The following is a 15,409-nucleotide window of genomic DNA, read 5'->3' on the forward strand; positions in this document are numbered from 1 at the left end:
ACCCAACGCCGCCTTGGCGCTCGAGGTCAGCGGGTCGAGCTGCCGCGGACGATGAGCTGCGCCGCCAGTGTCGTCGTGGTTGTCGCGTGGGTGCGGCCGGTGCCGACGCGGTCCAGCAGGAGCCGCGCCGCGAGCTGGCCCATCGCGTGCGCCGGCTGGGCGACCACCGTCAGGGCCGGTGAAATCAGCGTCGCCCACGGGGCGTCGTCGAACGAGACGATGCCGATGTCGCGGCCCGAAGCCAGGCCCAGCTCGGCCAGCGCCTGCAGTGCGCCGACCGACATCGTGCTGCTGGACACCAGGAGCGCGTCCGGCGGCGCTGCCTCCTTCAGAAGCTGTTTCGCCGCTTCGTATCCGCCGGTTTCGCGGAATTCGCAGCGGCGCACCAGCTCCGGCGAGTATTCCCGGCCTGCCTCGCGCAGGGCGTCGCGGTAGCCGTCGAGGCGGTCGTCCGCGGTGGTGATGCCCGGCGGGCCCGCGATGCAGGCGATCCGCTCGTAACCGCCGTCGATCAGGTGCCGGACGGCGTCGCGGGCCGCGACGCGGGAGTCGACGAGCACGGCGTCGCAGTCCGCCGAATCGAGGCGCCGGTCGACGGTCACGATCGGCGTGCCGTGCGCGAGCAGGGGACCGACGTCGCTTTCGCCGGTGGTGGGCGACATGATCACGCCCGCCCGCCGTTCCCGCGCCGCGACCTCGACGTACCGGCGTTCCTTCGCCGTGTTCTCGTCGGAGTTGCAGAGCATCACCGAAAACCCGGCGGCCTGCGCGGTGTCCTCGACACCGCGCGCGATCGCCGTGAAGAACGGGTTTTCGACGTCGGAGATGATCAGCGCGAGCACGGCCGTCTCGCGGCGGCGCAGGCTGCGCGCCAGCCCGTTCGGCGTGTAACCGAGCTCCGCCACGGCGTCGGCCACCCGCTCGGCCAGCGCCGGGTCCACAGTGGACTTACCGTTGAGCGCGCGGGAAACGGTCGCGGTGGAGACGCCGGCCAGGGCCGCCACGTCGGAGATCGTCGCCACGCGCGTCCTCGTTCACCTGAGTTTGACAGTGCTCCTGGCACACCATAGCTTGGTGGTAATCGATTTCCGGCACAAGTGGTCCTGCGGAGGGGCGGATGACGGGGCTGCTGCTGGGGGTGGACATCGGCACGTCCGGCTCGAAAGGCGTGCTGGTGGACGCCGACGGCGCCGTGCTGGCCCGGTCCGTCCGCGAGCACGGCGTCTCGACACCGCGCCCCGGCTGGGTGGAGCACGACGCCGAAACGGTCTGGTGGGCCGACTTCACCGCCATCGTCGCGGACCTGCTGCGCGCCGCCGGCGGCCGAGCCCTCGCCGGGCTCGGGGTCAGCGGCATCGGCCCGTGCCTGCTGCCCGCCGACGAGCACGGCGACCCGCTGCGCCCGGCGATCCTCTACGGCGTCGACACCCGGGCCGGCACCGAAATCGCGGAGCTGAACGAAGAGTTCGGCGCCGGCGAGATCCTGGCGCGCGGCGGTTCGCCGCTGACCAGCCAGGCCGTCGGGCCGAAGGTGCGGTGGCTGGCCCGGCACGAGCCGGACGTCTACGCGCGCACGAAGAAACTCCTGATGGCGAGCTCGTTCCTGGTGCACCGGCTCACCGGCCGGTACGTCCTGGACCACCACTCGGCGAGCCAGTGCACGCCGCTGTACGACCTCGCGGCCGGCGAGTGGGCGAAGGATTGGGCCGAGCGCGTCGCGCCCGGGCTCGCGTTGCCGGATCTGCTGTGGCCGAACGAGATCGCGGGTGAGGTCACCGAGGCCGCGGCGTCGCTGACCGGCCTGCCTCGTGGCCTGCCGGTCACCGCCGGGACGGTCGACGCCTGGGCCGAGGCCACCAGCGTCGGCGTCCGCGAGCCGGGTGACGTGATGGTCATGTACGGCAGCACGATGTTCCTCATCCAGGTGCTCACCGAACCGCGCCCGCACCCCGGCCTGTGGGGTACCCGCGGGGTCGTCCCGGGCAGTTTCACGCTGGCCGCGGGGATGGCGACGTCCGGCGCGGTCACCGACTGGCTGCGCAGGCTCGTGGGCGGCGACTACGCGGACTTGGTCGCGGAGGCCGCGGAGGTGCCGGCGGGCAGCCGCGGGCTCCTGCTGCTGCCGTACTTCGCGGGAGAACGGACGCCGCTGTTCGACCCGGACGCGCGGGGTGTGCTCGCCGGGCTGACGACCACGCACGGCCGCGCCGAGATCTACCGCGCGGCGCTCGAGGGCATCGCGTACGGCGTACGGCACAACCTGGAGGCGATGGCGTCCGCGGGGGGAGCGGCCGGGCGGCTGGTCGCCGTCGGCGGCGGGACCCGGGGCGGCTTGTGGACGCGCATCGTCTCCGACGTCACGGGCCTGCCTCAGCAGATCCCGGCCGAGACGATCGGCGCCTGCCTCGGTGACGCGCTCCTGGCGGCGGAGGCCACGGGCGCCGCGATCGACCCGGCCCGCGCCAACCCGATCGCGACAACGGTGACACCGGATCAGGCGAATGTCACGCGGTACCAGGAGTTCTACGAGCACTACCGGTCGCTGTACGAGGCGACGGCGAAGACAGCGCACTTCCTCGCAGCTCAGCAGCGTGAGGCGGCCGGGTAGCTCGACGTGTCAACGTTGTCGGCCGGCAGTCGTCACTCAGGTGGTGGCAGCCGGCGTACGGCGGCGCCGTGCCAACGTTGTCGGCCGACCCGGCTGCGGTAGTCCTCCAGCGCGGCCACCGACTCGGTGACCTGCTCGAAGGACGGCAGCGCGCGCACGTTCGCGACCAGCGTCATGTCCTTGCGCGGGATTTCGACGAAGCACACGTCGACTCCGGAGCGTGACGCTCTGGCGGCCACTTCGGCCTGCCACGTCGGCAGATCGCCGTCGTCGCCCAGCCACTCGTGCAGGTACACGCACCACTTGCCGCGCAACAGCTCGTCGGCGATCGCGTCCTGTGCCACCAAGTACGGTTCTGTCACTCGGTCGGACACTGCTTGTCCTGGTTGAACCACGGCATGACATCCCTCCTGCACCCGACGGCGACCCGACCGCCGGTAAGCGCTCTCTCTACGGTCACCTCCCCGATCCCGTCGAGCAGCACGAGCCCCGATGGCCGATCCCCAGCCTTCGGTGGGCTGTCAACTTACAGCGCAAAGTGTTTAACAGCAAGCACTTCACGAGTTGCTGACAACTTGCGTGCACCGGCGTCGTGCGGATGCACGTGCTGCTGCACATCGGGGAACGCGCATCGGAACCTGAAGTGTGGCAACGGGAAACATCGCCCGGATTCGTCCTGAATGGACGGAGATATGCGATCTGCAAGTTGCAGATGGGGTGAGCGCTAAGACGCCGTTCAAGTACGCGTTGTGACCGCACCGACGGAAGTCGGGAGTGCGGCCCTCGGAACCGGTTCAGCGGGTGACTTTGCGCGAAACGTGCGCTATACAGAGGCCAACATGCGTATTGATGCGCGAAAGGTGTCAGTAATGAACAGAGTTGCGCAGTCGCTCTGGTGTCTGGCGACAGTCGCCGTCGTCGGGCTCTCGCCCGCCACGGCGTACGCCGACCCGCCCGCGGCGCCCTCCGGGCAGCTCGGCGACCTGACCGGGATTTCCGCCGACGGCACCACCGTGACGCTGGCGTCGGGGAGCGCGGCGGTACGCGTGAGCTTCCCGGCCGACGGTGCCGTCCGGGTCTGGCTCGCCCCCGACGGGTCCTTCACCGACCCGGCCGGCAGCAGGATCGTCCTCCCGAAGACCACGCCCCCGGCCACGCCGAAGCGCGTCGACAAGGGCGCCTACTGGGCCATCTCCACCCCGAAAGCGACATTGCGGGCGTACAAGCACCCGCTGAAGTTCGCCCTCTACGACGGCGCGGACCGCAAGCAGCTCTGGGCGGAGTCCGCGCCGCTGTCGTGGACCGGCTCGACGACCACGCAGAGCCTGACCCGGACCGGGTCGGAGCAGTTCGTCGGTGGCGGTGAGCAGAACGGCCGCTACAGCCACCGCGACCAGACGATCAAGATCTTCGCCGACGACAACTGGAACGACGGCGGTGCGCCCAACTCGCAGCCGTTCTACGCCTCGACCGCGGGCTACGGCGTCCTGCGCAACACCTTCGCGCCGGGCAGCTACTCGTTCACCGACCCGGTCGAGACCACCCACGACGAGCGCCGCTTCGACGCCACCTACGTCGTCGGGAACACCCTCAAGGACGTCATCGGCGGCTACACCGACCTGGTCGGCAAGCCCTTCATGCCGCCGATCTACGGCCTGGAAACCGGCGATTCGGACTGCTACCTCCACAACGCCAACCGCGGCGAGCGGCACACGCTCGACGCGGTGAGGGTGGCCGACGGTTACGCCGCGAACGACATGCCCAACGGCTGGATGCTGGTCAACGACGGCTACGGCTGCGGCTACGAGAACCTGCCGCAGACCGGTGAGGGCCTGCGCAAGGACAACATGCAGCTCGGGCTGTGGACCGAGAACGGCGTCCCCAACCAGGCCGAAGAGGTCAAGGCCGGGGTGCGGGTGCGCAAGCTGGACGTCGCCTGGGTCGGCCCGGGGTACCAGTTCGCGCTCGACGCCTGCGACACCGCCCACAAGGGCATCGAGGACAACAGCGACGCCCGCGGCTTCGTCTGGCAGCCGGTGAGCTGGGCCGGCGCCCAGCGCTGCGGCGTGCTGTGGAGCGGCGACCAGTCCGGCTCGTACGACTACATCAAGTGGCAGATCCCGACGTACGCGGGCGCGACGACGTCCGGCATCGCGTACAACACCGGCGACATCGACGGCATCTTCGGCGGCAGCCCGCAGACCTACGTCCGCGACCTGCAGTGGAAGTCCTTCCTGCCGACCGCGATGACGATGGACGGCTGGGCGTCGTCGGACAAGCAGCCGTGGCAGCAGGGCGAGCCGTACACCTCGATCAACCGCAAGTACCTCATGCTCAAGGAACGCCTGCTGCCCTACACCTACAGCTACTCGGCGCAGGCGCACCAGACCGGCGTCGGCCAGGTGCGGCCGCTCGCGCTCGAGTACCCCGACGACCCGAACGTCTGGACGGACAAAGCGAAGTACGAGTTCCTGTCCGGCACGGACTTCCTGGTCGCGCCGGTGTACGAGAAGTCCAACGTCCGCAACGGCATCTACCTGCCCAAGGGCACCTGGGTCGACTACTGGAGCGGCAAGACCTACACCGGCCCGACCACGGTCAACGGTTACGACGCGCCGCTCGACACGCTCCCGCTGTTCGTCCGGGCCGGCGCCGTGGTGCCGATGTGGGCCGACGGCACGAAGTCGTGGCAGACGCGGGACAAGGGTGAGCTCGACCTCGACGTCTACCCGCAGGCCAAGGGCAGTTTCACGCTCACCGAGGACGACGGTGTCACCCGCGGCTACCAGCGCGGGGAACAGGCGAAGCAGACGTTCACCGTGGACGCGCCCAAGTCCGGGCCGGGCACGGTGACGGTCGGGATCGGCGCGAGCGCCGGGACCTACCCGGGTAAGCCGGCCGCGCGGAACTACCAGCTGTCCGTCCACACGGGAACGAAGCCGGCGCTTGTCCAGGCGGGCACGGGGATCCTGCGCCAGTACGGCAGCAAGGCCGAGCTGGACAAGGCGCCTTCGGGCTGGTGGTACGACCCGGCCGCGCACGGTGTTGTGCGCGTGAAGACCGGGCAGGTCGGAGCCGGTGACCGGCAGGACGTCCGGCTCTTCGGGGTCAGTGCCGTCGGCGGGTTCTTCCCCGAGGACGACAACGGCACGACCACCCTGACCATGCCGTCGCTCGCCGCGCCGGGGCAGGCCACCGCGGCGACGGTGAGCTTCACCAACGGCACCCCGCTGCCGGTCCGGGACGTCGCGTTGTCGGTGCAGGGCACCGGGTTCCGGGCCGACGTCCCGGCGTTGCCGAAGCTGGTCCGGCCGGGCCAGACCGTGAAGGTGCCGGTGACGCTGACCCCGGACGCCGGGCTGAAACCGGCGGACTACCAGGTCACCGCGTCCACGTCCTACCGCGCGCGGCTGGACACGCACCAGGCCGTGGACTCGTCCACCGTGACGGTGCCGTACGCGTCCCTGGCGGCGGCCGCGTCGAACGTCGGTGTCACCGACGCGGGCCATGTGACGGCCGGCGATCTCGACGGCGGGGGTAGCAGCTTCCGGGCGGACGGCCTCGCCGACGCCGGTCTCAAGCCGGGAGCGGCGTTCTCGGCTCTGGGTGCGTCGCTGACCTGGCCGGACGCCCTCGGTGCGAAGCCGGACAACGTCGTCGCGGCCGGTCAGACCGTCGCGGTGAAGGGAACCGGCTCGAAGCTGGTGCTGGCCGGCACGGGCACCGGGACCGCGAAGGGCACGGTCGTCGTCCAGTACGCCGACGGCAGCACCAGCCAGGCCGATCTCGGGTTCCCGAACTGGTGCTGCGCCGACCCCGCCCAGTACGGCGCGACGACCGTCGCGACCGTGCTGGGTAAGAACACTCGCACCGGCGCGGCCTACCCGACCACGCCGTACCGGGTGTTCGCGAACTCCGTCCCGCTGACCGCGGGCAAGGAGGTCATGGCGGTGACACTGCCGTCGAACGCGGCGTTGCACGTGTTCGCCGCGAGCGTCGCCTGAAGCAGGTTCGGTGAGCCACCGAAGTAGGCGCCGTCCGTGACGAACAGCGTGTCGTCACGGACGGCGACCGCGGTCGGGTTGGCCAGTCCGTCCTCAATGGACAGAATGGTCCTGACGCCGTCGCGGCCGATGGTCACGACCCGGTTCTCCTGGTTGATCGCCGCGACGACGGTGTCGCCGTGGAAGGCGAAGTCGTCGACCGGGCCGAGGCCCGACGTCACGACCCGGCCGGGGCCGCCGTGCAGCGGGAAGCGGACCAGCGTGCCGCGGTCCAGGTTGGACACCCAGAGCGCGCCGTCGTGGACCTTGACGCCGTTGGCGCCGAAGCCGCTCACCGGGGCGAGCAGGTCGCCGGTCGCCCAGGCGGTGACGTGGCCCCGGGCAACCCGCCAGACCGTGGAGTTGAACGAGTCGGCCACGTAGATGTCGCCGGTGGCCGGGTCGCGCGCGACGCCGTTCTGGAAGCCGGACGGCGGCAGTTTCGCGACCTGTACCGGCGGTTCACCGGCCCTGACCCGGTAGAGGCCGGTGGCCGCGGTGCCGGTCGAGACGGCGACGTACAGGTCGCCGCCGGGTGCGCGGACGATGCCGCCGAGGAACAGTCTCTTGTGGACGACCGGGACGTCGCCGTCGTCGGGTACCGGGATCCGTCCGATGACGGTGACTTGGCCGTCGCGGGCGACCCGGCCGATCTCGCCGGTGTAGGCGAAGGTCAGGTCCGCGGCGCCGTCGGGCTCGAGGGTGATGTTCTCCGGCTGTTGGTCGAGGGGCACGATCCTGGGTGCTGCGTCGGCGGTGGTTGCCGACAGGGTGAAGGCGGCGGTCGCGGCCAGCGCGACGCCGATGTGCTTGATGCGCAAGGGAAAACTCCGTCTGAATCGGGAGCGGCGGCCCGACCCTGGGCTCGCCGTGCCTTCGACGGTAGGCCCGGTGCGTGCTCGCGGGCCAATAGCTCAGCCTGGCGCTGCCATCGGAAAACCGATGGCGCTCAGAGATCCCGGGCGAAGCAGCGCGAAACCGGTTCGCCGCGATAAGGCCCGTAAGCCTCGATCGGCTCGTAGCCTTCGCGCTGGTAGAAGCGCATCGCGTCCGGCTGCCCGGTGCCGGTTTCCAGCAGCAGCCGCGGAATCCCGAGTTCCCGTGCGTGGTCTTCGAGCGCGCGCAGCAGGGCGGTCGCGACGCCGGTGCCGCGAGCGGACGGGTCGACGTACATCCGCTTGATCTCGGCGGAGTCCGGTCCGAGCGGCCGGAGCCCACCGCAGCCGACGGCGGTGCCGTCGCCGTCGCGCGCGACGAGGAACACGGCCATGGTTTCGGCGGTCGGGAGCGCGCCGGGCTCGTGGTGGTCGGTGCCGTAGCGGGCGTCGAGCTCGACGCGCTGGGCTTCGCGCAGCCGGACCGCGTCGGGATCGTCCCAGCTCACGGCCTTGATCGCGACGGTGTCGAGGTTGGTCACGGGCAACCCTCCGTTTCGTAACAAGCGTTACCGTAGCACCTGTTACGCTACCGGGAAAGGAGGTTCCGGGTGCCGAGACAGCGCGACGTGGGAGCGCAGCGGGAGCTGCTGTCGAACGCGGTGTGGCAGGTGCTCGCCGAGGCGGGGCTGCCGGGCCTGACGCTGCGCGCGGTCGCCGAGCGCGCGGGCTGCACGACGGGCCTGGTGCTGCACGCGTTCCCGACGAAGAAGGCCCTGCTGCTGCACGCACGCGACCTGCTGTACGAGCGCACGGCGATCCGTGCGGACGCGGCGGAAGCGGCGGCGGCGTCTCCGTCCGGTGCCCTGACGGCGGTGCTCGGCTGCGCGGCGGACCTCACTCAGGGCCACCAGGAGGAGTCCCGCGTCTGGGTCGGCTTCCTGGCCGCGGCCCTGGCCGACGACGACCTCGCGGAACGGCACCGAGCGGCGAACCACTCGTTCCTGGCCCGGGTCCGGCGCCTGATCGCGGCCTGCCGTCCGGAGTGGACGGACGATCGCCTGGACCTGACCACAAAAAGCCTGGTGGCGCTGGTGGAGGGCCTCAACGTCCTGGCCGCGGCCGACCCGCGCGCCTATCCGGCGCGGCTGCAGGAGGACGCCTTGGCCAAGGCGCTCCAAGACGTCGTGGGTGGTAACTCGGGTTAGAACCCTCATCGCCGCTCACGAGAGCCGCGCCGACGCGGCGCCGGGTCGGTCGGAACTGGTGTGATCAAGTCCCGAACCGGCGAGTTCCGGCTCCGAACCCGCTATGCCGCCGGGCCGAAGCGGCGGCGATAGGCGCTCGGGGCTTGGCTTGCGCGACGGCGCGGGTCGCCTGTTGTGCTGGGTCGGGCGGATCCGGCGTGATCTAGCCCCGAATCGGCGGGCCCGCCCCAGCCATGCGAGTTTCGGGCCCGGTCACGCGAGGTCTGGCCCTGGTCACGCGAGTTCGGGCCCAGCCACGCGAGTTTCGGCCCCGGTCACGCGAGTCACGGGGCAGTCATGTGAGTCCAGTCCCGAACCGGCTACGCCGCCGGGCCGAAGCGGCGGCGGTAAGCGCTCGGACTCAGGCCCGTGTGCCGCCTCAGCTGCAGCCGCAGGTTCGCCGCCGTGCCGAAGCCGCTCGCCTCCGCTACCCGGTCCAGCCGCAGCTCGCCGCGCTCGATCAGGCGGCAGGCCAGCGTCACCCGCTCTGTGGTCAGCCAGGCCAGCGGTGTCGTCCCCAGCTCCGCGCGGAACCGGCGGTGCAGCGTCGCCGGGCTGGTCGCGGCGTGAGCCGCCAGGCCGGCCACCGTCAGGGGCGTGGCGAGCCGTGACCGGGCCCAGGTCAGCAGCGGTGCCAGCGAGGTGTCCGGCACCTCCGGCACCGGCCGGGTGATGAACTGCCGCTGCCCGCCGTCGCGGTGGCCGGTGAACACCAGGCGGCGGCTGACCGCGTTGACGACCTCCGCGCCGTGGTCGCGGTGGATCAGGTGCAGCCCGAGGTCGAGCGCCGCCGCACTGCCCGCCGCCGTGAGGACGTTGCCGTCCTCGACGAACAGGACGTCCGGTTCCAGGTCCACGGCCGGGAACCGGGAGGCGAAGTCGTCGGCCCAGCGCCAGTGCGTCGTCGCGCGGCGGCCGTCGAGCACGCCGGCGAAGGCGAGCGTGAACGCGCCCGTGCAGAAGCTCACCAGCCGCGCGCCGCGGTCCGCCGCCCGCCGGACCGCCGCCAGGACCTCGGGTGACGGCGCGGCCAGCGGATCCGGCCGGTTGGGCACGATCAGCGTGTCCGCGGTGTCGGCGACGTCGAGGCCGCCGACGCCCGACAGCGTGAACATCCCCAGGTGCATGGCGACTTCCGGGACGGGCGCACAGAGTGCGAAGTCGTACCACGGCCGCTCCAGCTCGGGCCGCCGCAGCCCGAACAGCTCGGTCGCGACGCCCATTTCGAACGGGTTCGAGCCGTCGTCCACCAGCACCACGACCCGGTGAGAGAATTCTTGCGGCATGTGCGATTCCTAGCACTCGTCCGCGCGGAACACCAAGCGCAGGATCGACCCATGAACCCGATCGACCTGACCGAAGTCCTGGCGAGCTTCGACGCCGCCTGGAGCCCGCGGATCGTCACCCGCGTCAACGACTACGACATCCGGCTCGCCCGGTTCGCCGGCGAGCACGTCTGGCACGTCCACGAGGACACCGACGAGTTCTTCCTCGTGCTCGACGGCGAGATCGAGATCGGCCTGCGCGACCCGGCGGAACGCGTGGTGACGCTCAAGAGCGGCCAGGTCTTCGTCGTCCCGAAGGGCACGTTCCACAAGCCGTCGTCGAAGGCGGGCGCGAGCGTCCTCCTGGTCGAACCGGCCGGCACGCTCTCGGTCGGCGACGAGCACGACGAGGTCCCGGACCACGTCGACGTCACGACGGGACACCTGATCAGCTGAGCGCGGCCCGCAGCGTCTCCCGCAGCCAGCGCTGTGCCGGGTCGGCGTCAAGGCGCGCGTGCCAGCGCAGGACGACCTCGACCGACGGCAGCGGCGCGGGGATCGGGAACCAGCGCAGGCCGAGGGCCTCGCCGTACTGCTCGGCGAGCCGCTGCGGGACGAGCCCGACGTACTCGCTCGACGACACCAGCAGCGCGGCGACCGCGGACGTGGGCACGACCGCGGCGACGTGCCGCTGCAGGCCTTCGGCTTCGAGGACGTCGTCGAGCGGCCCGCGGGCGAGGCCCCGGCGGGACGCCGAGACGTGCGGGTGCCGGCACAGCTGCGCGAGCGTCGGCCGCCGTCCCAGCGAGCTGCCGGCGCGGACGATGCCCACCACCCGTTCGAGGTAGAGCCCGGCGGTCCGGATGTCCGGCGCCGGGGCGTCGCCCGCGCCGATGTCCAGGTCGATCGAGCCGTCGCGGAGCGCTTCGGAGCTCTCGGTGCCTTCCGCGACGAACCGCAGGACGACGCCCGGGGCCGCCGCGGCCGTGGCGGCCACCGCCGCGGCCGCCAGGGTCGCCGCGACGCCGTCGTTGATCCGGATCGTGAAGGTGCGTTCCAGCTCGGCGACACGCAGCTCGCGGCCGGCGCCGGCCAGCGCGGCCGCCTCGTCGAGCAGGGAGCGCACCCGCGGCGCGGTCCGCAGCGCGAACGGCGTCGGCGCCATCCCGCGGCCCGCGCGCACCAGGATCGGGTCGTCCATCGCCCGCCGCAGCCGCCCCAGCGCCCGGCTCGTCGCCGGGATCGACAGGTGCAGCCGCTCGGCCGCGGCCGTCACGCTGTTCTCCCGCAGCAGCGCGTCGAACACGCGCAGCAGGTTCAGGTCCAGTAGGTCGGCCACAGTTGCATCGTACGCAAAAAGTCATTGCCAATCTTGCGTGGCACGACTGGTCTCGGACTTCCTACCGTCATTCGTATGACAACCACCTCGACCCGCGGCCCCGCCGTCACGCACCGCGGCCTCCTCACCGTCATGTGCGCCTGCGTGGTGCTCGTCGTCGGGATGGTCGCCGCGATCAACCTCGCCGTCCCGATGCTCGCCGCGAGCGCGCTGCACCCGTCCGCGTCCGCACTGGTCTGGATCGTCGACACCTACGTGATCTTCTTCGCCTGCCTGGTGATCCCCGGTGGCGCCGCGGGCGATCGCTTCGGCCGCAAGGGTGTCCTGCTGGCCGGCCTCGGGCTGTTCGCGGCGGGCGCGCTCGTGTCGGCGGTCGCGCCGGACGTCGTCGTCCTGCTCGCCGGCCGGGCGCTCACCGGGGTCGGCGCCGCCGCCGTGCTGCCCAACACGCTCGCCGTGCTGCTGCACGCCGTTCCAGCCGAGCGCCGGGGCGCGACCATCGCGACCGGGGCGTCGATGACCGGAATCGGCGGCGTCATCGGCAACGTCGGCGGCGGTGCCGTCCTGACGGGCGGGTCGTGGCGGTGGCTGTTCGCCGCCGCCGTGCCGATCTCGCTGGGCCTCGCCGCGCTCGTGGCACGCGTCGCACCGGTGTCGTCCCGTCACGACCGCCGGCTCGACCCGCTCGCCGCGGCGCTGCTCGTCGGCGCGACGGTCGCCCTGCTCCTCGGGATCGTCCAAGGTCCGGAAGCGGGCTGGGGCAGCCCGCTCGTGATCGGCGGTTTCGCTTGCGCCGCAGTGCTTTTCACGGCCTGGGTGCTCGTCGAACTGCGCTCGGATCACCCGCTGCTCGATCCGCGGCTGTTCCGCATCGCGGGCCTGCGCAGTGCCTGCCTCGGCATGACGGCGATCTTCTTCGGGATGTTCGCGCTGTTCTACGTCAACGCGTCGTTCCTGCAGTACGCCAAGGGGTTCAGCGTCCTGGGGACCGGGCTCGGGATCCTCCCGCTGACCGTCCCGATCATCGTCGGCGGCCGGCACGTCGGCCTCCTGACCCGGCGCGTCGGCCTCGACGCCACGATCGCCCTCGCGTTCGCCTTCGTCGGCGGCGGGCTGCTCGGCCTGTCGACGACCGGCGCGCAGACGCCGTACGCCGGGTACGCGGCGTGGCTCGTGGTGACTGGCATCGGCGTGACGCTCTCGCTGCCGACGCTGTCCGGCGTCATCGCGGGTTCCCTGCCGCCGGCCCAGGCCGGCGTCGGCACCGGCCTGCAGTCCACCACCCGCGAGTTCGGCAGCGCGCTGGGTGTGGCCGTCATCGGCACGGTGTTCACCGGCCGGTTCGCCGAAGCGCTGCCGTCGGACGTCCCCGCGCACACCGTGGCCCAAGCCCTCGCCATCGCACCCGGCCGCGCGCACGACGTCGTCACGGCGTTCGTTTCGGCCACCAGTCTCGGATTGCGGGTGATCGGCGTGACCGTGCTCGTCCTCGGCGGTCTGGTCGTCCTGGAATCCCTGTTCGCCCGCGGACGCAAGCCGCGGACCACCAAGTAAGAAGGAGCAACACCATGCACGTCTTCGTCACCGGAGCCACCGGGTGGATCGGCTCGGCCGTCGTCGACCAGCTGCTCGACGCCGGGCACGAGGTCACCGGGCTCGCCCGCTCGGACGCCTCCGCCGAAATCCTCGAGAAGAAGGGCGCCGGCGTGCGGCGCGGCGGCCTCGACGACCTCGACGGCATCCGCGCCGGGGCCGACCGCGCCGACGCCGTCGTCCACCTCGCCAACAAGCACGACTTCGCCCACCCGGAGGTGAGCAACCGGGCCGAGCGGGACGCGGTGCGGGCCATCGGCGAGACCCTCGTGGGCTCGCGACGGCCGTTCGCCGTCGCGGCCGGGCTCGCGTTCCTCGCCCCCGGCCGGGTGGCCACCGAGCAGGACCGCTCCCCGTTCCACGGCCTCGACTCCCTGCGCGGCGGCAGCGAAAACCTCGCGCTGGAGTTCGCGGACCGCGGTGTCGGCACGGTGATCGTGCGGTTCGCGCCGACCGTGCACGGCGAGGGTGACCACGGCTTCCTGCCCGGACTGGTCGCGACCGCTCGCACGAAGGCCCTCGCGGGGTACGTCGGCGACGGCACCAACCGCTGGGCCGCGATCCACCGGGACGACGCCGGCGCCGTCGTGCGGCTCGCGCTGGAGAAGCAGCTGCCGGCGGGCACCGTCCTGCACGCCACCGCCGAAACCGGCATCCCGATGCGTGAAATCGCCGAAGCGATCGGCCGCGGGCTGGATGTGCCCGCCGCCTCCGTGCCGGAAGATCGGGCGGGTGCGCACTTCGGCTGGCTGAGCAAGTTCGCCGGGGCCGACATGGCCGCCGCGAGCGACACCACCCGTTCGCTGCTCGGCTGGACGCCCGGTGGCCCGACCCTCGCCGAAGACCTCGGCAGCTACCTCTGAAGGGAGAATCCGTGACCGACTACCCGCGTCCCGGCGACCGGCTGGCGGTGGTCGACCAGAGCGGCTCCACCGTCACCCTGCTCGACGCCGTCGACCACCACGTCCAGGCGGTGCTGCCGGTGCCCGCCGAGCCGCACGAGCTGTGCTTCGACCCCGCGCACCGGCTGCTGTACTGCACCAGCGCGTACCACCACGGCCACTACGACGAGAACGACGGCCGCAACCACCAGGTCACCGTGATCGACCCGGACGACGGCGAGATCGTCGAGGTGCTCGACATCTCGCCCGAGCACGGTCCGCACGGCATGGCCCTGGACGCCGGCCGCGGCCTGCTGTACGTCAGCGTCGAAGCCGGTCCGGCGGGCCCGGGCGGCGTCGTCGTCCTGGACACCGCCACCCGGAAGGTGCTCCGCCGCGTCGGCACCGAAGCACCCGGACCGCACTGGTTCGTCACGGACCCGGACGGCGTCCACGGTTACGCGGCCAACAAGGAGGCGCCGTTCGTCTCCGTGGTCGACCTGGGGACCGGTGAGCTGGTCGCCAAGGTCGCCGTGCCCGGGAGCGAGGGGATCGCGGCCGCTCCGGACGGCTCGGTCGTGGCCGTCGCCGCGCCGAAGGCCGACGGCCGGTCGGCCGCCCAACCCGGGGTGCGGCTGATCGACACCCGGACCGCCGAGGTCGTCCGGACCCTGCCGACCGAGCACTTCGTGGTCCCGGTGCACTGGACGTCGACCGGCCTGCTGCTGGTGGGTGAGCTGCTCGACGGCGCCGGCCGGGTGTCGGTGTGGGCGGGGACGTCGCCGGTCTCGGTGGAGCTGGTGGGACAGGCGGACGTCGGCGCCTTCCCGCTCACGATCCGGTCGTCGCCGGACGGCACCCGGGTGTACGTCGCGGCCGTGTTCGGCTCGACGGTGACCGTGCTCGACGTCGGAGATCCGGCGCGACCGGCGGTCCTCGACAGGCTCGAGATCCCGCACGCCCACGGCCTGGCCTACATCCCGGCGCCCTGACCTGCTGAGTCCTTCGTCGAAACGGCGTATCGTCAGCCCCATGAAACGGACATCGTTCGCGCAGTGGCCGTGCTCGATCGCGCGCACCATGGATCTGCTGGGCGACTGGTGGACCCCGCTGGTGCTGCGTGACGCCTTCTACGGCGTCCGCCGCTTCGACGAGTTCCAGCAGGCGCTGGGCATCGCGCGCAACACCCTCGCCGACCGGCTCAAGCGGCTGGTCGACGAGGGGATGCTGGAGAAGGTCGCCTACCAGACCGAGCCGGTGCGCTACGACTACGTGCTCACCGACAAGGGCCGCGACTTCTACCCGGTGCTGCTCGCGATGACCCGCTGGGGCGACCGGTGGCTCGCGGCCGAGGCCGGGCCGCCGATCACCGTGCACCACCTGGCCTGCGGGCACGACACGCACGCCGAAATCGTCTGCGCCGAGTGCGCGCAGCCGATGACGCCGGACGACACCAGGATGCGCCGTGGCCCCGGTTTCCCGGCGCGGCTGGCGCAGCGGCCGGACGTCGAGGAGCGGTTCGCACGGCAGGAGTGAGATTGACACCGTAGGTCTGCCT

At 71.8% G+C, this 15,409-nt stretch carries 13 protein-coding genes; 8 read left to right on the forward strand and 5 right to left on the reverse strand.

From position 1 onward, the window contains the following. Nucleotides 1–26: 26 nt before the first annotated feature. Entirely contained in the window at nt 27–1,022 is a 996-nt protein-coding gene (locus ACIOD2_RS12080) for a LacI family DNA-binding transcriptional regulator (protein ID WP_400536885.1), read from the reverse strand. Nucleotides 1,023–1,117: 95 nt separating this feature from the next. Here ACIOD2_RS12080 and ACIOD2_RS12085 point away from each other — a divergent pair, with 95 nt between their 5' ends. Then, on the forward strand, nt 1,118–2,608 hold the full coding sequence (locus ACIOD2_RS12085) for an FGGY-family carbohydrate kinase (protein ID WP_400536888.1): 1,491 nt from the start codon (nt 1,118–1,120) through the stop codon (nt 2,606–2,608). Between the two features lie 32 nt (nt 2,609–2,640). Here ACIOD2_RS12085 and ACIOD2_RS12090 read toward each other — a convergent pair whose 3' ends face one another. Beyond that, nucleotides 2,641–2,970 carry a hypothetical protein gene (locus ACIOD2_RS12090; RefSeq protein WP_400536890.1) on the reverse strand — a complete coding sequence of 110 codons (330 nt, stop codon included), beginning with the start codon at nt 2,968–2,970 and terminating at the stop codon, nt 2,641–2,643. A gap of 507 nt (nt 2,971–3,477) precedes the next feature. Between ACIOD2_RS12090 and ACIOD2_RS12095 the strand changes: the two genes are divergently transcribed. Next, nucleotides 3,478–6,612, forward strand: coding sequence for a TIM-barrel domain-containing protein (locus tag ACIOD2_RS12095; RefSeq protein ID WP_400536893.1), 3,135 nt, complete (start codon nt 3,478–3,480; stop codon nt 6,610–6,612). Nucleotides 6,613–7,600: 988 nt separating this feature from the next. On the opposite strand, the gene ACIOD2_RS12100 is transcribed toward ACIOD2_RS12095, so the two are convergent. Further along, nucleotides 7,601–8,068, reverse strand: coding sequence for a GNAT family N-acetyltransferase (locus ACIOD2_RS12100; RefSeq protein WP_400536895.1), 468 nt, complete (start codon nt 8,066–8,068; stop codon nt 7,601–7,603). 69 nt (nt 8,069–8,137) lie between these two features. Between ACIOD2_RS12100 and ACIOD2_RS12105 the strand changes: the two genes are divergently transcribed. Next, nucleotides 8,138–8,734 carry a TetR/AcrR family transcriptional regulator gene (locus ACIOD2_RS12105; RefSeq protein ID WP_400536897.1) on the forward strand — a complete coding sequence of 199 codons (597 nt, stop codon included), beginning with the start codon at nt 8,138–8,140 and terminating at the stop codon, nt 8,732–8,734. 359 nt (nt 8,735–9,093) lie between these two features. On the opposite strand, the gene ACIOD2_RS12110 is transcribed toward ACIOD2_RS12105, so the two are convergent. Next, nucleotides 9,094–10,059: a helix-turn-helix domain-containing protein gene (locus tag ACIOD2_RS12110; RefSeq protein ID WP_400536899.1), complete on the reverse strand. Its 966-nt coding sequence runs from the start codon at nt 10,057–10,059 to the stop codon at nt 9,094–9,096. Nucleotides 10,060–10,110: 51 nt separating this feature from the next. On the opposite strand from ACIOD2_RS12110, the gene ACIOD2_RS12115 reads away from it, so the two are divergent. Further along, nucleotides 10,111–10,494 (forward strand): cupin domain-containing protein, encoded by a 384-nt coding sequence (locus ACIOD2_RS12115; RefSeq protein ID WP_400536901.1) that lies wholly within the window; start codon nt 10,111–10,113, stop codon nt 10,492–10,494. Here the strand turns inward: ACIOD2_RS12115 and ACIOD2_RS12120 are convergent. Beyond that, nucleotides 10,487–11,377, reverse strand: coding sequence for a LysR family transcriptional regulator (locus tag ACIOD2_RS12120; RefSeq protein ID WP_400536903.1), 891 nt, complete (start codon nt 11,375–11,377; stop codon nt 10,487–10,489). The two genes, ACIOD2_RS12115 and ACIOD2_RS12120, sit on opposite strands and share 8 nt — an antisense overlap. Before the next feature lie 132 nt (nt 11,378–11,509). Between ACIOD2_RS12120 and ACIOD2_RS12125 the strand changes: the two genes are divergently transcribed. Genes ACIOD2_RS12125 through ACIOD2_RS12140 form a run of 4 tightly spaced genes read left to right on the forward strand, consistent with a single transcriptional unit; the run spans nt 11,510 to nt 15,387 of the window. Continuing rightward, nucleotides 11,510–12,931 carry an MFS transporter gene (locus ACIOD2_RS12125; protein WP_400538006.1) on the forward strand — a complete coding sequence of 474 codons (1,422 nt, stop codon included), beginning with the start codon at nt 11,510–11,512 and terminating at the stop codon, nt 12,929–12,931. Between the two features lie 14 nt (nt 12,932–12,945). Next, nucleotides 12,946–13,833, forward strand: coding sequence for an SDR family oxidoreductase (locus tag ACIOD2_RS12130; protein WP_400536906.1), 888 nt, complete (start codon nt 12,946–12,948; stop codon nt 13,831–13,833). Between the two features lie 11 nt (nt 13,834–13,844). Beyond that, nucleotides 13,845–14,843 (forward strand): YncE family protein, encoded by a 999-nt coding sequence (locus ACIOD2_RS12135; protein ID WP_400536908.1) that lies wholly within the window; start codon nt 13,845–13,847, stop codon nt 14,841–14,843. Nucleotides 14,844–14,883: 40 nt separating this feature from the next. Continuing rightward, nucleotides 14,884–15,387 carry a winged helix-turn-helix transcriptional regulator gene (locus ACIOD2_RS12140; RefSeq protein WP_400536910.1) on the forward strand — a complete coding sequence of 168 codons (504 nt, stop codon included), beginning with the start codon at nt 14,884–14,886 and terminating at the stop codon, nt 15,385–15,387. Nucleotides 15,388–15,409 lie beyond the last annotated feature (22 nt).

Origin of the sequence: Amycolatopsis sp. NPDC088138, assembly GCF_044741685.1 — a bacterium.
Classification (GTDB): Bacteria; Actinomycetota; Actinomycetes; order Mycobacteriales; family Pseudonocardiaceae; genus Amycolatopsis.